Origin of the sequence: Paenibacillus piscarius (assembly GCF_022234545.1) — a bacterium.
GTDB lineage: Bacteria > Bacillota > Bacilli > Paenibacillales > Paenibacillaceae > Paenibacillus_AQ > Paenibacillus_AQ piscarius.
The window spans coordinates 236031-255112 of record NZ_JAIEUI010000005.1; the positions used below are offsets into that span (position 1 = coordinate 236031).

Below are 19082 nucleotides of genomic sequence, written 5' to 3' on the forward strand. Positions count from 1 at the left end.
AAACCTTTCTCCTGCAGTTCCTACCTTGCCCGAACCGCTCCTCACGCTGATAATTAACTTATCACGTTAGAGGGGGCATTCATTTATGGTCAACAGAAAAATGAAGCAGACAGCCACCGTCGCATTCACCGCAGTGATGGCGCTAAGCCTTGCCGCATGCGGGAATTCGAACAGCAACACAGGCGCGGACAAGAAGGACAACGCCGCAACGAACGCCGCCACCGGAAGCGGGAATGCCAAAGCTACTGACGCGCCAAGCGACAAAAAGGTAACGCTTACTTTCCAGAACATCTATCCCGACCCGGCGACACCCAACTACAAAATGATCCGTGAGCTGACCGACGCGTACATGAAGGAGCATCCGAATGTCACAATTGAGCTGGATACGCTGAACACCGACCAGCAGAAGGTGAAGCTGAAGACACAGGCGGCGTCCAAGGAGGTGCCGGACATCACCATCGTTAACCCGGCGGCCCAGATGAAGCCGTTCGTCGATGCCGGCCTGCTCGCTCCGCTGAACGACATGCTGGAGCAGAATGGCCTGAAGGATACCTACCAGAAGGGGCTGCTGGATTACTACAGCTTCGACAATAATGTATACGCTATCCCGGACGGCAACAACATTGAAGTGGTGTACTACAACAAAGACCTGTTCGCCCAGGCCGGAATCGCCGCTCCGCCGACGACCTTTGAGGAGATGCTGAAGGATGTCAAGATCCTGAAGGATAAAGGCATTACGCCGCTGGCCATCGGCGAGAAGGATTCCTGGACCGGTTCGTTCCTGTTCATGAACATTCTGCTCCGCACCAACGGCGGCCCCGGCTTCCTGAAGGATGTCATCGACGGCAAAAAGACCTTCGAAGACCCGGCCTTCATTGAAGCGGTAGATGCCTTCCAGGCGCTGGTTCAGGCAGGCGCATTCCCGGATGGCGCAACCTCGATTGATGCTACAGCCGGCGGCAACATCTTCAGAACAGGCAAAGCTGCCATGTGGTGCATCGGCTCCTGGGAGACCGGCGCGATTGACGCCTCCGCTGTAGCGGGTAAGGTAGGGGCCTTCCAGTTCCCGACCGTTAACGGCAAGGGCGACCCCAACGAATTCATGCTTGCCCCCGGCAGCGCCTTCGCCATATCGGCGAACAGCGAGCATCTGCCGGAAGCCAAGGACTTCCTGAACTTCTTCGGCACCCAGTATCCCAAGAAGCAATTCGAGCTGAAGAATGCGGTAGGGATCGGCCAAAAGGTAGACGGAGACCTTAAGGCAGCCGGTTACTCCGATCTGGCGGTTAATATTGCCGGACTGTTCAACCAGGTGAAGGGCGGAGACCTGGCCTTCGATAACACAATGAACCCGGCTACAGCCCAAGTCCACCTTAGCAGCATTCAGAACCTGTTCGTGCAGAAGATGGATTCCGCTGCGGTAGCGAAGGAGCACCAGGCTGCTTTTGAAGCCAACAAATAAGCCTGTCCTATAGCATGCTTCCCGATGCGAAGCCGCCTCCCTGCTTGCTTCGCATCGGGTTTGTCATGCTCATTTTATAAATTAATGACATTAATGATTAATCTAATTAACAGATAAAGAATCTGCTAGATAGGAGGCGGGAAAGATGAAAGTCCTTAAGGTGCCGGCACGCACAATCGCTGCCTTCATCGTGCCATGTCTGCTGTTGTATGTGTGCCTGGTATTCGTTCCGATTCTGGTTTCATTCTTTACAGGCTTGCTGAAATGGGACGGCTTGACTTCTTCGCAGTTTGTCGGCTTCGGCAATTTCAAGGAGATGTTCTGGCATGATCCGGTGTTCTGGCCCTCTGTGCGGAGAACCCTGCTGTATGCGGTCGCCTCGATGCTGGAGATTCCGCTCTGTCTGGGCATGGCCATTCTGCTGAACCGCTATGTGCGCAAGGGAAATACGCTGGTGTCGATCTACTTCACGCCAGTGATCCTGTCGGTCGTCATTATCGGACAACTCTGGAAAACGATCTACAATCCCACCTCCATGGGAGGAATGCTGAACGGTGTGCTCGTCTCCCTGGGCCTGGAGAGCTGGACCCACAACTGGCTGACGGAGCCTGCTATCGCCATGTATGCTCTGTATCTGGTGTCCCTGTGGCAATACTTCGGCTACCATCTGCTGATCCAGTATACCGGGGTACAGAACATCCCTGATGAGCTGTACGAAGCGGCCAAAATCGACGGGGCAGACGGCTTCAAGGCCGACCGTTATATCACCCTTCCGCTGATCGTGCCCATTTTCAAAATATCCATCATTCTGGCCTTTATCGGCTCCCTGCAGGCCTTCGATCTGGTCATGGTCATGACTGGCGGCGGGCCCGCACATGCTACAGATGTTATCTCCACCCACATGTACAACAGCTCGTTCCTGTCCTTCAAATACGGCTACGGCAGCGCGATTGCCACGTTCCTGGTTGTCGTCTGTCTGCTCTTCACCGGGATCATTAACACGATCTTCAACCGGCTGGAGCGCAAATTCAACTAGCAAAGGAGTGCGCGGACCATGCGTAAGCTCAAAAAAGGAATCGTGTATCTTCTTTTTGCCATTCCTGTGATCACCCAGCTCTACCCGCTGCTGTGGCTGCTGTTATATTCGCTGAAGACCAATGAGGAGATTCTGGATGGAAGCTTCTTTTCTCTGCCCCATAAATTACAGTGGCACAACTACTATGAGGCCTACACCTCAGGCAGCTATCTGAAGTATCTCTCGAACAGTGTGTTTGTTACCGGAGTTACGATGCTGTGTGTCATCATCCTGGCCTCAATGACGGCCTATGCCATCTCCCGGTTCCGCTGGAAGTACGGCAATGTGGTGATGACTATCTTCCTGATGGGGATGATGATCCCGATGCAGGCCACGCTGCTGCCGCTGATGATTATTTTCAAAAATATGACGATCCTCAATACTCACTTGTCGCTGATTCTGCCGTACATCGCGTTCTCAACTCCCATTGCCGTGTTCATATTGAGCGGCTTCATGAGAGCCATTCCACATGAGATCGAAGAGTCGGCGTTCATCGACGGGGCAAGCGTGTACCGGATCTTCCGCAGCATCATCCTGCCGGTGTCCGTGCCGCCGGTAATGACCGTGTGCATTCTGACCTTCATCAACATCTGGAATGAGTATATCCTGGCCGCCACGTTCATCTCCTCGGAAAAGCTGAAGACCCTGCCGTTTGGCGTCTACACCTTCGTCAGCCAGTATTCGGTCAATTACGGCAATATCGGGGCCTTCCTGGTGATGGGGGCACTACCGGTGATTCTGATCTACTTCTTCCTGTCGAATCAGATTACCAAAGGGATGGTGGCCGGAGCGGTCAAGGGGTAAGCCGCAGACTAACAAATTCTTTCATTGCATAAAAATGGAAAGGATCTATAATAGGAAACGGCAGAGCAGGGTGCGGGAAAGGGGAGAGTCTATGAAGATCGGCTTTCATTCCATTCATCATCGGTTGTTCTTGCTGTTTCTTTTTTGCATGTCCAGTATTCTGCTTATTGTCAGCCTGCTGTACTATAACCGGACTACGGATCAGCTGCATGAAAAGATCAGCGAGTTGTCACGCAAGAATGTCGCCCAGACCGCAGGATTGTTCACGCTTCTCTATAAAGGGTATGACGCTTTGTCCAAATCGCTCAGCAATAACTTTGAGATGATCCGCCTGATTAACGAGAAGACGGACGGGCCGGCGGTGGCGTATATCAATGAGCAGACGGTGACGAACATTATCGGCTCGATTTTTTATTCACGGGACGATCTGGTGGGCATTCATGTCATTACGGACAAGGGCAAAATCTATAATTACGGCAATTCCATGAATGTGGTAGACCCTGAATATGCGCAGGAGGACTGGTACAGGCAGCTTCAGGCTTCTTCGGGCAAAATGGTCTGGCTCGGGGTGTACGCACACTCCCTGATCGACCAGGTGGAGGACAGTCCGGTCTTCGCCTTCGGGCGGCAGCTCTATGATCTGAATGAGCATAAGCCGATTGGCATCGTGCTGTATGAGACCGACCCGCAGCCGGTGCTGGAGGCTCTGGAGAATCTGAAGCTCGGCGCGCATAGCCAGGTCTATCTGATGTCCCCGGACGGACGGTTCGTCACCTCGGCCACTGACCCGCAGCCGGATGCAGCAGCGTTACCTAAACCTCCCTCAGAGGAGGATATGATGGTTCAGCAGAAGGGCGGACAGCTGGTTGTGGCCTCGAAGCTAAGCTTCTCGGGCTGGTGGATCATGAGCATTACCCCGGACAAGGATCTGAATGTAGAGCTGGTGGAGATGAAGCGGTATCTGCTGATTGTCATCTCGGCGCTGATCCTGGTCTCCACGCTGATTGCCTCGGTTGTGTCGCAGACCATCTCCTCGCCGCTGAAGAAGCTGATCCGCGAGATGCGGCAGGTGGAGGTCGGTAATTTCCGCGGGCTGGTTAACGTATCCTCTTATCAGGAGATTAATATCCTGGTCGCCTCCTTCAACCGGATGGTCCGGCGGATCGAGGAGCTGATAGAGCGGGTCAAGCTCTCTTCGGTCAGCGAAAAGAATGCGGAGCTGCACGCTTTGCAGTCCCAGGTGAACCCGCATTTTCTCTACAACACGCTGGATATGATCTACTGGATGCTGGATGAGGAGGGCAATGAGCAGCTTGGCGAGCTGGTGCTCTCCCTGTCCTCGATGTTCCGCTACAGCAGCCAGTGGGAGGACGGGGCCGATGTCAGCCTGCGCGAAGAGCTGGAGCAGATTGGGCATTATCTGAAGATCATCTCGATCCGGCTGGAGGGGCGGCTGATGATCATTACGGGTGTGGACGAACGCTGGCTGCATATCCGGGTGCCGAAGATGACCGTCCAGCCGGTGATTGAGAATGCCGTCAAGCATGGGCTGGAATCCCTGGGCCGTCAGGGTATTCTGAAGGTGTATACCCGTGAAGAAGGCCGGATGCTGAAGCTGATTGTGGAGGATAACGGAACCGGAATGGATGCGGAGCAGCTCAGCCGGCTGCAGGCCTCCCTGGCGGGGGACAGTGCAGGCGTGAGCGGTAAAAGCGGAATCGGGCTGCTGAACCTGCACCGCCGCCTGCAGTTCATGTTCGGGGAAGAATACGGCCTGCAGATCGAGAGCTTCCCCGGCGAAGGCACCCGGGTGGCCATCGTGCTGCCGGTTCCGGCAGAAGGAGGACAGCTATAATGAATATTCTGATCGCTGATGACGAACGGGTCATCCGTGAAGGGGTCCGGCGCACGATCCGCCAGATTTGCCCGGAGCATCAGGTCTTCGTAGCCGAGCGCGCGGAAGAGGCTGCGAAGATTATGGAAGAGCAGCACATCCATATCGTGCTGACCGATATTCTGATGCCGGGCATGAACGGCCTTGAATTCATGAAGGTTTCAAAGCGACGGTATCCGTATGTGAAATGGATCGTGATCTCCGCCCACAGCCAATTCTCGTATGCCCAGGAGGCGGTGCGGCTGGGGGCGCGGGACTACCTGCTGAAGCCGATCGGCAAAACCAAGCTGACCGAGCTGATCGGCAGCCTGACAACAGAAATTCAGCATGATCACCAGCTGTCGCAGCAGAGCGAGCGGCTGAAGGCCAGCCTGCGCTTCCTCCGTGAAGGGGTATTCCAGCGGCTGGCCTCGGGCCTGGATACGGGGAATCTGGAGCTTACGCCTTTTATTGAGGATTACGGCCAGTTCTATCTGGTCATGGTACAGCTGGAGCCCGGGGAACGAAGTGTCCGGCTGGAGCATTTCATCGTTGAGAATGTCCTCTCCGAGCTGATTGAGCAGCATGGGCGGGGCTTCGTGGTCAGCTATGATCAGCAGCATCTGCTGGGCCTTATCACGCCCGGCGAGAATGTCCGGCTGGAGCAGTTCCTGGCAGAGGTGAAGAAGCATCTGCCGCATGTTTTGCGGATTCCTTTTCAGATTATCCATTCCGGACTTAGCTGTGACTTCCATGAGGTACCGCAGATCGTGAAGCGGATGCGGGAGGCTTCCGCCTTCAAGGGGCTGCCGCTTGCGCCGGCGAAGGGGAGCGGGGAGAAGGCCATAGAGGTGGCGCTGCAATATATTAAGGAGCATTACTATGAGGAGCTGTCGCTGGAGAGAATCGCTTCGGTGGTCTTCCTGAATCCGGCGTACTTCAGCCAGCTGTTCAAGCTTAAGACAGGGCAGGGGTACAAGGAGTACGTCACCGCTCTCCGGCTGGAGCAGGCGAAGCTGCTGCTGCTCAATCCCGGGCTGAGGCTGGCGGATATTGCGGAGCGGGTAGGGTATCAGGACATGCGCCATTTCACCCAGATGTTCCGCAAGAAATACGGGCTTACGCCAACCGAATACCGCCAGCAGGAGAATATCAGCATACTGCTGAGCAAAGGGACGCCGCCTCAATAATTGAGCCAGTGCTCCAGCGTGACTGCACGGGTAAGACCGATAGACTCGGCCAGGCGGATCGAAGCGAGATTACTCTCCAATACCTGATAGCGGGGGATGTATCCCCTTTGCAGAGTATGGGATACAGCTGTGCGGACGACGCGTCTCGCCAGTCCCCGTTGTCTTGCCCCTTCAGCGGTATGGACGGCACCAATCTCCCAGACCCGCTCCTCATTACGGTATACAATACATGTACTGAGGGGCGTATCCCCGTCAAATAATGAGACTGAAAAGGCGCCTTCCGCAAAATACTGCATTAGCTCTTCCATAGTATAGTCGTTCGCCATCCACAGCGGCAGCAGCCGTCCATCAATAGACTCACTGAGGATGCAGGCCTCATCTATGCTGAATCCCGGACCGCCGTCTGTGGAATAGGAGTAGAGGCTGCGGACCCGGCGCAGCGTGAAATAGGGCTCCAGCGCCTGCCGGTACGCCTGCTCCTGCAGCTTGAAGACCAGCCTCGCATCCCTTGGTATGTGCTTCAGCAGGGCAGGGAAGACTGCAGGACTGCTGTAGTCCATAAGGACAACCGTGTCTGCTTCGGGATAGGTCCGTTGGTCGTAGCCGAAGGTTCCGGCAGGCATGAGCAGCAGCACGCCCCAGTCCTGATCCTGTTCAATCAATACACTGTCTATTTGGTTATGATAGGCAGTCAGCATTTTGAGCAGCGTTATATTCTTCAGCGGGTTCTGACGTAATCTTCCCGTTATAGCTTCGTAGTGACTAATGATGTGATGTTCCCCCTCAGTTCTCCTGTTCCGTATGTGCAGCCGCCTCTTCCATTTCATCCAGCCGTTTGAAGAGATCATTATATTTAGATAAAAGTGCGGAATCGTCTACCTCTATACCTGACCGGTAAAAGCGGATATTCCCCGTACACTGATTCATCCCGCCTCTGGCTGCAAGCAGCTGCTTCAAGTGTCTGGCCGTGCCGCGGCTGCCGGAGATAAACTTCACCCCGGGAGGGAATACCTTCCGCAGGCTATCCTCAAAGTAGGGGAAATGGGTACAGCCAAGGACCACGGTGCTGTAGCGCGCAAGGTTCAGATGAGCCAGCTCCTTCTGGAGATAGGGGATGACCTTCTCTTCGCTGAACTCAAGTTGCTCCGCATACTGGACCAGCCCGGGCAGAGGCAGACTGTCTACTCTCTCTCCGGGGTCGATGCGGTGGACCAGGTCGTGGTATTTCTTCTCCTGAAGCGTCAGGCGAGTAGCTAACACAAGCACTCTTTGCTGCTCGCCCGCTGATTGTTCAACCGCAGGCTTCACGGCCGGCTCGATGCCCAGCACCGGGAAGTCATACCGGCTTCTAAGCTCCTCGATTACGATACTGGTAGCGGTATTACAGGCGATGACCAGGGCTTTAATATTTTGCCGGGCAATGAATTCCACCGCTTGGAGGATATAAGTCCGGACTTCCTCTTTTGTTTTCTCACCATAGGGGACATGGTCGGTATCTGCGTAGAAGAGATAATCCTCCTGCGGCAGGAGCTTCAGCGCCTGATGCAGCACGGTTAACCCGCCGATTCCCGAGTCAAAAAATCCTATTGTCATACGTTCACTCTTTTCTGGATGAATGGGTTCTCTCTATTATCTATCATTTCGTTCTATAGTATAACTGCTCTGCCCGGCAAAAGACCAGGCTGCCGCCCTTAATAAAGGGGAAGCCTGGTCTAAGAAGCATCGGGAAGCGGGAATCAGGTTTCGTTCTTGGTTACGCCGTTTAAGCTCGGCACGACTACTGCCGCTTTATTCGGAGTCACCATCTGTGGGATTTCAGTGATACTGGCATGATTCTGCTGATTATGCTTGCTGTCGGCACGGTTATCCGCGCGGTCATACTTCGCGTCTGCGTTATTTTTGGGCACACTGTTCACCTCCGTCTCTATGGGTTAGTATGAGGTGGCGGGGTGTCTTTTATCCCGGAGGTACGGAGTAGTTACCCGCTGAAGGAGGCGAAGAATCATCGCAGAGAAGACGAAAGTCGTTGAAGTCGTTCCCTATGACCCGGCCTGGAAGGAGGAATATCTCCGGATTGAGACCCGGATGCTGGAGATTGTTGGTGACCTGATCATCGGCGCGGAGCATGTCGGCAGCACCTCTGTCGAAGGCTTGTGGGCCAAGCCGGTGATTGATATTGATCTGGTGATGGAGAGCTATGACCAATTGCCGGAGATTATCCGCAGATTGGAGTCGTTCGGATATATGCATCAGGGCAACCTGGGCATTGAGGGCAGGGAAGCCTTCAGGAGCAAACAGGACGACGGATTCATGAAGTATCACCTCTACGTATGTCCTCAGGACGGCAAGGGTTACCTGGAGCATATCGTGTTCCGGGATTACTTACGCGCCCATCCGTCTGCACGTAGAGAGTATCAGGCGGTCAAGCAGCGGCTCGCCAGGCAGCACCGCTACGATATCGATGCGTATTGTGAAGGCAAGACCGCGTTCGTGCAGTCTATTTTGCAGAAGGCGGGAGAAGAATAAGGCTAACGTACATGGTCCCAAAAGCCCGCAGCGGATGGTCTATCCGGCAGCACCGCTTCATATTCCCTTAGCCCGGCCGGATCATGGAACCCGAATGTCCTCCAGCCGTTAAGCTGCGGGGAACCGAAGCAGATATGCGCCTCACGGGCCGTATTGTCGCAGACCATGGACCACAAGGTTCCAAAACCCTCATTGTAATGATGACAGCAGATTCCTTGCGGATACTCCAGCCCTGCGGCCGCTTTCATAGCGTCAACAGGGTTGTTAGTCATGCTGCCGCCAGCAAGCGCTGATTGTAAGACCTCATATCTCTTCCGTGAATTCTCCATCACCTGCTGATTGTGTGCCTGCATAGAAGGCAGGGTATAGTGGTTGGCGGAGAGGATTAACTGGCCCGCGCTGCCAGCGGGGCTAGTCTGAATTTCTTTATCCATACCTGCTGTTTCAATAAGCGCAACGTTGCCAGCGGCATCGGATATTAAGAAGTTCCTGTAATCCGATATGGGCATATCCCGCATCAGCGACACGGCCTCTTCTGTCGTGGCACAATGATCAAGCAGGGTGCGGACTACACCCGGGAAAACAAAGCCCTCGCCGCTCATCTCCGGCCGCATTCTACCCGAAGTTGTTGTCACGGTAAGTCCCTCCTCATTCATCCCGTCGTATCGTCCGAACAACTGGAGCGCAAAGCCGATATGGGCCGGTTTGCCCTTCACCCGGGTGGTGCTGAGCAGCAGCTGATTATAAGGCTCATCCTCCCAGCCAAAATCATAGTTGCGCATGTGATACGTATGGCTTCTCTTGCCTGAAGCTGCACCGGTCCGATAGGCTGCTTGCGTACAATGGCCGGAGGGCTGGAAATAAGCGTAGTAGAATACGACATCTGCTGCTGCAATACCCGTCTCGTCGGCGAAGCCCTGAATTTCTTCATTCAAGCCGGGGCAGTATTTCTGAAAGCTCTCCATGGCCTTCTCAGCCGCAGACGGCAGGAGCGGGGCAGCTCCCATGAAAGGCGAAGACATGAAGGCGAGCATTGCCGGGTGATGCTTGTGATGGGCTCCTAAGGCACGGCCTACCTCATAATGGGTGCCTTCTGTAACGAGATGTGAATAGCGTACAGCCTTGCGTTGAAGAGGGGGATGTGTGTCCATGTATAAGTTCCTTCCAAAAGGTTAGTCTCTGCGCAGAGTAGGTCCATTATAACGGGCCCATCCCTTAACCGGCAAAGTCAGGCTGGTCCGGTATTCTTACCCGTGCAGCCCGGCGGAACGACCCATCCACGATTTGGTCACATTTGCGCTGGAATAGAAGGAAATACTTGTATTAATGTCATTTTTAAGGTAAATTATTAGTATACCTTCCGGATTACAATCGTCTGGAAGTGCAGCTTAACAGTTGGTATATGTAAGCCGAAGAGGAGCATTTCCCCCAAATGCTCCTTTTTGCATGGCAATGTTCAAGACTCTATGGGGCAAAGGATACGGTCTGCAGGAGATACCGGATCACATAGAAGGCAATGATCAGTATGGAAAATACACCCAGAAGCAAAGAAACCAGATCTCTGCCGGAACGTCTGTATCGTCTCATCTTGGTCACCTCGAATCATGGGCTGCAGGGGCACTACAGTTCCCTGGCAGCCTCCTAAGATTATGCCCGATCTATATCAATTATACCTGATCAGGATTCCTCTAACACGAAATAAATCCCATATATCCGATCAATCTGCCCGGTCTGATTGTTATTCCGGCACAAAGTGCGTTAGAATGAGTCTACGCCAAAACCATGCTTTTGAATCAAATACATCATTGGAGGACCCGCACATATGGCAGAATTCAAAGCACAAAACGAGAATCAACCGCTCAACCGGACCTTGTTGAACGAGACAGGGCTGGGACCTAAGGAGACTGTGGATCTGACGAACTGCGAGAAGGAACCGATCCATATCCCCGGCCTCATTCAGCCTCATGGCGTATTGCTCGCAGTAACACAAGACCAGGACAACCGGATTGTTCAGGCCAGCCGGAATACGGATATCCTGCTCGGTTCCGCTCCTGAGGCTCTGCTGGGAACACCTATGGCGGAGCTGATAGGCCCCGGACAACTGGCAATGCTGCTTGTACGCAGTGTTGACGCGAAAGAAACTGCAGATTTACAATATACAGTCATACAGATTGAAGTGAGAGGAGAGCCGGAGGATTTCTTCTGCATCATTCACGAAAGTGAAGGCCTGATGATTGTCGAGCTGGAGCCTGCTTCGATCAGCCAGAGCGACAGTGCCAATGATTACGACTGGATCCGCACGTTCTTCGGCCGCCTGAAGCATACCTCGAACCGGCTGGAAGCCAGCCAGGCTGCTGCCGAGCAGGTGAAGGAGATGCTCGGCTATGACCGGGTCATGATCTATGAATTCGATGAACAATGGAACGGTAAAGTGATTGCCGAAGCCAAGGAAGTGGGATTGGAGCCCTTCCTGGGGCATCATTATCCGGCCTCCGATATTCCGAAGCAGGCGCGTGAGCTGTATCTGCGCAACTGGCTGCGGACCATCGTGGATGTGAACTATCTCCCCGTGCCTATCACCCCTACACTTCAGCCGCTGACCGGCAGACCGCTGAACCTCAGCTTGTCCATTCTCCGCAGTGTGTCTCCGCTGCATATCGAATATTTACAAAATATGGGGGTCGGTGCGACTACGACTATCTCCCTGATTAATAACAATAAGCTATGGGGACTGATCACCTGTCACCACTACTCCCCTAGGTATGTGCCTCACCGCATCCGCAATCTGTGCAACTTCCTGGGGGCTTTTTTCTCCAGCGAGCTGTACCAGCGCGAGCAGTTGGATAACTATCAGACGGAGCTGGAGGTCCGGACCAAGGCAATGCGGATCGTTGATATTTTTACCGGACATACCAGCTCATCCCGCGTGATTGAGCAGCTGGTAGAGGAGGAGCAGGCCCTGCTTGATATGATGGAGGCTTCCGGCGCAGCGGTCTGTTATCAGGACAAGCTCATGCTGTTCGGAGCTACCCCTTCACGGGAGCAGGTGCGGGAGCTTGCCGGCTGGCTGTCCGGCAAGGCGAAGGATTACACCTATAGCAGCTCCAGGCTCAGTCTGGAATATGAATCCGCCAGAGCTTACAAGGATAAGGCTTCAGGGGTCATTTATCTTGCCATGACTCCGGGCCACCAGAATTACATGATCTGGTTCCGCCCGGAAGTGGTTGAGATTGTAGACTGGGCGGGAGATCCGGCTAAGGCGGTCATCCAGGAGGATGACGGAGTGCGGCTGTCCCCCCGCAAGTCGTTCGAGAAGTGGCGGCAGGTCGTCCAATCCACCTCCCTTCCGTGGAAGGAGCAGCATCTCAACATTCTGCCCCAGCTCAAATCGATCTTGCGCGCCCAGACGGAGAACCAGCTCCGCCAGGCCGAAGAGCAGGCGCTCCAGAATGCCCGCAGTCTCCGGCATAATGAACAGCGTTATTTGCAGCTGATGGAGCTATCGCCGGTGGCATTCCTGATGATTACTAATGAGGTCATCACCTATTGCAATAAGCAGGCACAGGATCTGCTGGCCGAAGAGAAGGGGAGCTCGCTGGTCGGGCAGCCGTTCATGGATTATGTCCAGGGGACCTCACGCTCTAACCTGCAGCAGCATTTTATGGAAATAAGCCAGAATGTTACCCAGTTTGTGTCGGGTGAGGGCCAATTCTTGAGCGGGAAGGGCCGGATGTTGGAATTGCGCTTCAGCCTGGCCTCCGTTATTCATGGCGGCAAGCCGTCGGTTATGGCTGTCCTTAGCACCGGAGCTGCGACTGAAGCGAAGCGGGAAGCCTATGTTGACGCAGCAACGCAGATGCAGAGCTATTTGACCACCGATTCCCTGACCGATCTGCCGAACCGGCAGGCACTGGAGAATGAACTGGACCAGCGCTGGAACGATCAGATGAATCTGCAGGAGCCGCTGCTGCTGCTGTCCATCGATATCGATGACTTCCATGCCTATAATGCCGTACACGGCTTAAAGGGCGGGGATCTGTGCATCCAGTCAGTAGCCGACGTACTGAATATTATCGGAATCAGCTATGGCGGGTTCGTAGCCCGGTTCAGCGGTGCGAACTTTATTCTGACGATGGCTGGAGCTTCTGCTGATCTGGCATCTGAGCTGGCAGAAGCGGTCCGTCAGGGTGTCTATGATCTGCAGATTCCCCGTGACCGGTTTGAAGAGGAGGGCGTAGTGACCGTTAGCATAGGCGGCCTGCTGAAGGTGCCTGTTCCTTCTGACCGGCCGTCCGACTTCATTGCCAAAGCGGAGAGTGCGCTCTACCAGGCCAAGTCTGACGGAAAGAACCAGGTGTCGTTCTATAGCATTTAACATATTCAGCCAGAAGCCGGAGGTCTGCCGAGGACGCTCCGGCTTTTTTGATTTTTGCGGAGTTATTTGGCTTGCAGAATTCCTGTCCTATTCGTCCAATCCCCTGCAGATCCTATGCATACATTACAGAGTAACCCTTGCTGTTGTCGAGCCTCTTGTATTCATCGTCCACATGGTCCACATTTCCAAGATTGGAGGTGTACCGCAGTGTCTGTAGAGAAGCATACGCTGGCCGCAGGAACTCCTTATGCTACGGCTTATTACGTCATCAACAGCGGGACTCCGGGACCTGTATTCATGATCATCTCGGGTGTTCATGGCAATGAGCCGGCAAGCAGCCGCGCTGCCCAGGGCATCGCCAGCCGGTTCAGCCGCGGAGACATGAGGCTTCGCCAGGGCAAGCTGATCATCGTTCCGCTGGTGAACCAGACCGCGCGGCGCAAAGGAATTCGCGGACAGCCCGATCTGAACCGTACCTTCCCGCGCGGTCCCGGCAGCTCTGCCAGACATCCGCTGTCAGCGGCGTTATGGCAGCTTGTCTTGCGCTACCGCCCCTCCTGGGTGCTGGATCTGCATGAAGCGAACGGGCTGTCTCAGCTCAATCCGCAGCGGGTCGGCCAGAGCCTGATTATGAGCCCGGCCAGCCGGGCAGGGGGAGTGGCGAAGCAGATCATCAGGCGGACGAACCTGTCCATCTCCAATCAGGCTTACCACTTCAACCTGCGGCACCGGGAACGTGCCGGAACGTTCCGGATGGCCTGTCAGCGCCTGCTCGGCGCCAGAGCGGTTACGGTGGAGACCTGCTGGAGTCTGGATTATTCTTTTAGAATACAGATGCAGAGTGAGATCGTCCGGCAATTCCTGCGGGCGGCAGGGCTGATATAAGGCGCCTGCCGCCCGCTTTTTCTTCGCTGAGCTGAATTCTGAAATTGACAGGTGTGGTTATAGTGTATATATTAGATATATACATTAAATACAAAGAACACAAAGGAAGCTGATACTGCTGAATGAACATTCTGATATCAAGTACATCCGGCGAACCGATCTATGCCCAGATTGTCGGACAGGTCCGCCAGATGATCCTGCAAGGCGAGCTGGTCTCGGGTACACCGCTCCCGTCGATCCGCTTGCTGGCGAAGGAGCTGCAAATTAGTGTCATCACCACGAAGCGGGCTTATGAGGAGCTGGAGCGGGAGGGACTGATTAACTCGATTGTCGGTAAGGGATCGTTTGTCTCCGGGGCGGATCAGGAATATATCCGGGAGCAGAGGCTGCGGATGGTGGAAGGCAAGCTGAAGGAGATTATTGACGAGAGCAGACAGTTGGGAATGGAGTATGCCGAACTGGCAGAGATGCTGAAGCTGCTCTATGAGGAGGAACAGGAATGAGTAATGTCATCCAGTTAGATCATGTGACCAAGAGCTACGACCGGTTTGAGCTGAAGGATATTTCGCTATCCATCAAGGAAGGGTTCATTACCGGGCTGATCGGCCCGAACGGAGCGGGTAAGACCTCGTTAATCAAGATGATAATGGGCTTAATCGCGCAGGATCACGGGGATATCCTGGTCTTCGGCCAGAACAACCGGCAGGAGCAGGCGGCGATCCGGGGGCGGATCGGTTACGTCTCGGATGAGAGCTTCTACTATGAGAATATGACCGTGAAGCAGATGAAGAATATTATCGCTCCATTCTATCCCGCGTGGAACAATGATACATATCTTAAGCTTCAGGAGCTGTTCAAGCTGTCTCCGGGCAAGAGAATCAAGGATCTGTCCAAGGGGATGAAGATCAAATTTTCGCTCGCTGTAGCCTTATCCCATGGCGCCGATCTGCTGATCATGGATGAACCTACTTCGGGACTTGATCCGATCTTCCGACGTGAGATGCTGGAGCTGCTAAGTGAGCATATCCAGGACGAGAAGAAGTCGATTCTGTTCTCTACTCACAACACTACCGATCTGGACCGGATTGCCGACTATATTATATTCATTAATGAAGGACGGATTGTCTTCAACGAGATGAAGGAGAGTCTCAGTGAGCACTATCTGCTGGTCAAAGGCGGGAAGGAGCTGCTCGACCGGGATGTCCGGCGGTGGTTCGTGGGGCTGCGGGAGAACGGGCTGGGGTTCGAGGGCCTGATCAGCAACCGGGCGGAGGGCGAGCGTTACTTCAAGGACACGGCACTCTGCGAGACACCTACACTGGAAGAGATTATGTATTATACGGTAAAAGGGGACGAAGCCCATGCATAATTCCATTGCGCTAATCCGCAAAGACTTCATGCTTACCCGGAAGTTCGCTTTGCTGCTGATTCCCTATTTTGTGCTTATGTTATATTCCAATGCACAAGCCTATACGGTATTCTCGTTGTTGCCGGCACTATTGCTCCTAATTAACGCTTGTACGATTGATATGCAGCATAACAATCAGAAATTCCTGGCCACTCTGCCTGTTCCCCGGCAACGGCTGATTCAAGCCAAATATCTGACGATCATTCCGCTTTCACTGTTCAGCCTGCTCTGTACTCTACTGATGTATTATGCCGCGGTAACGATGGGCAAGCTGGATGAACCGCTGCGCTGGAGAGAGTTGGGGCTGATTACGGCGGTCATTCCGCTGCTGGCCGCATTCTATCTCCCGTTGTATTACTGGTTAGGGCAAAAAGGCATGCAGTTCGTCAATTTCATCTTTATGATGGCCATTATGCTGTGTTTCACTACATTTGGAAGCTTGAACAAAGAGTTTCCGGCTCTCGCTCAATGGGTTCAGGACGGCAAAACAGATAGTATGCTGCTCTACGTGATCGGCGGGCTCGCCTACCTGATCATTATTTATGCCTCCTGTCTAATTTCCACGCGGATATATATGAGCAAGGACATCTAATAGAGCACCTAGAGCAGCGGAATGAATATTCAGCGCCGAACCCCAGCAGTCCATCGGATGCAGCAGGCGCTGGAACGATAGCAACTGCATTATGTACATTAGAATACTGTAAAAAAGCCTTCAAAATGATCTATTGTATTCCGTACATTTGAATATCGAAAAAAGGCCCTTTTTCACCTAAAACTCAACTTTCTGCTGTATGAAATACAATAGAATCTCATTTTACGGCGAGCTTTGCACATTCTATTGCATGAAATACAATCACTAACTTCGTTGTTATATAGCAGTCGCATCACAAAAATGACCTCAGCTTCCACTATACAGTGGCAGTCTGAGGTCATTCTTGTTGTTTTGTCCTAAAGCACCTAACGGAAGTTCCCACCCCGCTCCAGATTATCGATGAAGTCCTTCGCTTCCTTGAGCGTCAGATTGCGCGCTTCGCGCATCACCTTAATGGCCTGAATCTTCTTGCCTTCGGCCATCAGCAGGCGGATTCTCCGTTCCAGATCCGGCGGCATTTCCGGGTTCTGCACGAACATCGGAACCGGTGCATCGCCGGTTCTGTTACTGGCTGGCGGAGCAGCCATTCCTCCGTATGCATCTCGTTGCATCAGGCGGGCTTCCAGCTCATTTACCCGCCGCTTGAGACTAAATACGCTCAGCATCAGCAATAACGCCAGCACCAGAGCCAGTACAGCGATGATATCAGAGGTTTGAATTTGATCCATAGACGTTAACTCCTTTCCTAATAATCTACTACCCGCGCATGAAAAGAATGAACACTTCAGTACGGATTGTTGATTGTTTCCAGATTAGATTCTGATTAAGGTGGCCGGAACTGCGTTCAATGCAGCAGATGTCAACATCCGCAAGGGCTACCTGCAAGCCGTTTTCCCGCTGACATCCTATCATGTATATCGGCCATCCTGTGTTCGCCTCTTCCGTCAATAGTTTTCCTATTTACCAAAAATGAGATGAAATGGTGTATAATTATGAAAAGGGAGGTGATTCTGATGACTGAATTCCCTACTGGCGGTGGACACCCTGGACCCTCTATCTATTCGAATGATCCCGGCGGCCACAAAGCCAACCATGACGTCAATGAACAGAAGCTTCATCGTGAAGGGCCTTTGGGATTCTGGCGGCAGATCTCTGATCTGTTAATTGCAGTAGGTGTTATTGCTTTGATTATTGTTGTGATCATGTGGATCTTTTAACGGAATAGATTGAACTTATGTTTTTTCTGCTATGGGACTGCCGTGACTCCAGAGAATGTTTGGCCCTCCGGCCGCTGTTGTATTTGGATTTCCTGATTAATACCACCTTTCATGGTTGAAATCCAAATACAAAGGCGGACGCTACCGCTCCTACAGTTCCAAAATTCTCCTCCGCCACTTTTCCCTTTCAGTCTATTTTTAAGTTCAACCTAAAAAAACATCTCCAAATGATAGGGAGAGGGTCGAAATGATATATCACCTGGCTGAGCGGGTGATTGAGACAGAGCGGTTACGGCTGCGCTTATTCAAGCCATCGGATGCAACAGATGTCAGCTATCATTGTAACAATTACAACATTTACAAGAGTACTTTGACCCTTCCGTATCCGTACCCGCTGGAGTGTGCGGTGGACTGGATCGCGAATCTTGAACAGAATTTTGATCAGGATAAGATGTATGACTTCGCAATCACTGACAAGACAGACGGCCGGTTATATGGAGCGATTGGGTTATCCAATCATCCGTCCCATCATAACGGGGAAATCGGGTATTGGATCGGTGAAGCCCATTGGGGGCACGGTTACGGAACCGAGGCTGCCCGGGCGGTTATTGAATTCGCTTTTGCAGAGAAGAAGTATCACAAGATCTATGCCCGGCATTTCGCCTCCAACCCGGCCTCAGGCAGAATTATGCAGAAATGCGGAATGACCTATGAAGGTACACTGAAAGATCAAGTACAAAAGATGAACTCCTATGAAGATTTGGTGTATTACGGAATCATTAATCCTGCTCATCCAAGCCAATAACCCTGGTCCGCTCTTCCTTCGCCATCAGCCCTTTCCTCGATACTCACTGGGCGTTTGACCTATGAACTTCTTGAACTGCCGCATGAAATGGACATCGTTCTCATAGCCGCAAATGGCGGAGATCTGGCTGACGGTATAGGTAGTATTCTTCAGTAAATAGGAGGCATGGCCCAGCCGGTTAAGGATGATATCGCTGACCACCGGGATGCCGAAGATCTGCTTATAGATTTGCTGGAAGTAGGAGGTGCTCATGTTCATCCGCTCCGCCAGGCCTTCGACAGAATACCAGGTGGAGGGGGAGCTGAGCACCTCATTTCTTAGGTTCAGGAACGCATCATAGTATTTGCTGACCGGCTGGCTGGCTTCCACATGATGCCGCATATCACTAAGCTTCATGAACAGGCCGCGCAGAATGGAGTCGAGTATCTCCAGGCGGAAGGTGCCGTTCTGCAGATTCTCCCAGTGCAGCTCATTCACTTTTCTGGTGATATAGAGCGGGTCATGGGCCTTCATCAAGGTATCCAGCGGAAGCTTCAAGCGGTCAAACCAGGCATCCGCACCCTCCAGCTCAAAATGGAACCAGTCATGCACCAGCGGAAGCTCCGCATCCTTGTAGTAATAGTGGCTGTCTCTGTTATAGATGATGTAAGTATTCGGTTCAGCATATACACTCCGTGATTGAAGCCTCAGCTCCATTTTGCTCCGAAAGAACACAAAGACGTAATCGCCGGAGCCCTCCGGGCGGTCTATTGTCATGCCCTCGGGATGTATGACATTCGCACCGCACCGCTTCAGGGTAATCATAACCAATTCCGCCTTTTCGGATGATAGATCAGTCATTAGATAGGATAAATCATTTTCTTTCCCGGG

19 protein-coding genes are annotated in these 19082 nt (G+C 53.0%); 13 read left to right on the forward strand and 6 right to left on the reverse strand.

Features of this window, described 5'->3' with window-relative positions; genetic code table 11:
• Positions 1–85: 85 nt before the first annotated feature.
• The 5 genes from K1558_RS11530 to K1558_RS11550 all read left to right on the forward strand — a co-directional run bounded on the left by K1558_RS11530 (position 86) and on the right by K1558_RS11550 (position 6404).
• Positions 86–1462, forward strand: a complete 1377-nt coding sequence (locus K1558_RS11530; RefSeq protein ID WP_238651718.1) for an extracellular solute-binding protein — start codon at positions 86–88, stop codon at positions 1460–1462.
• 145 nt (positions 1463–1607) lie between these two features.
• Positions 1608–2498, forward strand: a complete 891-nt coding sequence (locus K1558_RS11535) for a carbohydrate ABC transporter permease (protein ID WP_238651719.1) — start codon at positions 1608–1610, stop codon at positions 2496–2498.
• 18 nt (positions 2499–2516) lie between these two features.
• Positions 2517–3341: a carbohydrate ABC transporter permease gene (locus tag K1558_RS11540; RefSeq protein WP_238651720.1), complete on the forward strand. Its 825-nt coding sequence runs from the start codon at positions 2517–2519 to the stop codon at positions 3339–3341.
• A 91-nt stretch (positions 3342–3432) separates the two neighbouring features.
• A complete protein-coding gene (locus K1558_RS11545) occupies positions 3433–5196 on the forward strand; it encodes a cache domain-containing sensor histidine kinase (protein ID WP_238651721.1) in 1764 nt (587 codons plus the stop codon).
• Positions 5196–6404 (forward strand): response regulator, encoded by a 1209-nt coding sequence (locus tag K1558_RS11550; protein WP_238651722.1) that lies wholly within the window; start codon positions 5196–5198, stop codon positions 6402–6404. The genes K1558_RS11545 and K1558_RS11550 overlap by 1 nt, the downstream gene beginning before the upstream one ends.
• Here K1558_RS11550 and K1558_RS11555 read toward each other — a convergent pair.
• The 3 genes from K1558_RS11555 to K1558_RS11565 form a co-directional block, all read right to left on the reverse strand.
• The gene (locus K1558_RS11555) at positions 6398–7102 is read right to left on the reverse strand and encodes a GNAT family N-acetyltransferase (RefSeq protein WP_238651723.1); all 705 of its coding nucleotides are present in this window, start codon (positions 7100–7102) and stop codon (positions 6398–6400) included. The two genes, K1558_RS11550 and K1558_RS11555, sit on opposite strands and share 7 nt — an antisense overlap.
• An 85-nt stretch (positions 7103–7187) precedes the next feature.
• The gene (murI, locus tag K1558_RS11560; protein ID WP_238651724.1) at positions 7188–7997 is read right to left on the reverse strand and encodes a glutamate racemase; all 810 of its coding nucleotides are present in this window, start codon (positions 7995–7997) and stop codon (positions 7188–7190) included.
• A gap of 143 nt (positions 7998–8140) precedes the next feature.
• The gene (locus K1558_RS11565) at positions 8141–8311 is read right to left on the reverse strand and encodes a hypothetical protein (RefSeq protein ID WP_238651725.1); all 171 of its coding nucleotides are present in this window, start codon (positions 8309–8311) and stop codon (positions 8141–8143) included.
• A 97-nt stretch (positions 8312–8408) separates the two neighbouring features.
• Here K1558_RS11565 and K1558_RS11570 point away from each other — a divergent pair, with 97 nt between their 5' ends.
• Entirely contained in the window at positions 8409–8930 is a 522-nt protein-coding gene (locus tag K1558_RS11570; protein WP_338019690.1) for a GrpB family protein, read from the forward strand.
• Positions 8931–8932: 2 nt separating this feature from the next.
• Here the strand turns inward: K1558_RS11570 and K1558_RS11575 are convergent, their stop codons facing one another.
• Complete coding sequence (locus K1558_RS11575) at positions 8933–10081, reverse strand: C45 family autoproteolytic acyltransferase/hydrolase (RefSeq protein WP_238651727.1); 1149 nt, start codon at positions 10079–10081, stop codon at positions 8933–8935.
• Between the two features lie 671 nt (positions 10082–10752).
• On the opposite strand from K1558_RS11575, the gene K1558_RS11580 reads away from it, so the two are divergent.
• The 5 genes from K1558_RS11580 (at position 10753) to K1558_RS11600 (ending at position 16190) form a co-directional block, all read left to right on the forward strand.
• On the forward strand, positions 10753–13305 hold the full coding sequence (locus K1558_RS11580; protein ID WP_238651728.1) for a diguanylate cyclase domain-containing protein: 2553 nt from the start codon (positions 10753–10755) through the stop codon (positions 13303–13305).
• Between the two features lie 207 nt (positions 13306–13512).
• A complete protein-coding gene (locus K1558_RS11585) occupies positions 13513–14190 on the forward strand; it encodes a succinylglutamate desuccinylase/aspartoacylase family protein (protein ID WP_238651729.1) in 678 nt (225 codons plus the stop codon).
• 122 nt (positions 14191–14312) lie between these two features.
• Positions 14313–14693, forward strand: a complete 381-nt coding sequence (locus K1558_RS11590; protein WP_209990105.1) for a GntR family transcriptional regulator — start codon at positions 14313–14315, stop codon at positions 14691–14693.
• On the forward strand, positions 14690–15559 hold the full coding sequence (locus K1558_RS11595; RefSeq protein ID WP_238651730.1) for an ABC transporter ATP-binding protein: 870 nt from the start codon (positions 14690–14692) through the stop codon (positions 15557–15559). Before K1558_RS11590 ends, K1558_RS11595 begins: the two co-directional genes overlap by 4 nt.
• Positions 15552–16190 carry an ABC-2 transporter permease gene (locus tag K1558_RS11600; RefSeq protein WP_238651731.1) on the forward strand — a complete coding sequence of 213 codons (639 nt, stop codon included), beginning with the start codon at positions 15552–15554 and terminating at the stop codon, positions 16188–16190. Before K1558_RS11595 ends, K1558_RS11600 begins: the two co-directional genes overlap by 8 nt.
• 365 nt (positions 16191–16555) lie before the next feature.
• On the opposite strand, the gene K1558_RS11605 is transcribed toward K1558_RS11600, so the two are convergent.
• On the reverse strand, positions 16556–16918 hold the full coding sequence (locus tag K1558_RS11605) for a ribosomal protein L7/L12 (protein WP_238651732.1): 363 nt from the start codon (positions 16916–16918) through the stop codon (positions 16556–16558).
• 285 nt (positions 16919–17203) lie between these two features.
• Here K1558_RS11605 and K1558_RS11610 point away from each other — a divergent pair, with 285 nt between their 5' ends.
• Together K1558_RS11610 and K1558_RS11615 are read left to right on the forward strand one after the other, a co-directional pair.
• Positions 17204–17407 (forward strand): hypothetical protein, encoded by a 204-nt coding sequence (locus K1558_RS11610; RefSeq protein ID WP_238651733.1) that lies wholly within the window; start codon positions 17204–17206, stop codon positions 17405–17407.
• Positions 17408–17654: 247 nt separating this feature from the next.
• Positions 17655–18212: a GNAT family N-acetyltransferase gene (locus K1558_RS11615; protein ID WP_238651734.1), complete on the forward strand. Its 558-nt coding sequence runs from the start codon at positions 17655–17657 to the stop codon at positions 18210–18212.
• Positions 18213–18236: 24 nt separating this feature from the next.
• On the opposite strand, the gene K1558_RS11620 is transcribed toward K1558_RS11615, so the two are convergent.
• Positions 18237–19016 carry a helix-turn-helix domain-containing protein gene (locus K1558_RS11620; RefSeq protein ID WP_238651735.1) on the reverse strand — a complete coding sequence of 260 codons (780 nt, stop codon included), beginning with the start codon at positions 19014–19016 and terminating at the stop codon, positions 18237–18239.
• Between the last annotated feature and the right edge of the window lie 66 nt (positions 19017–19082).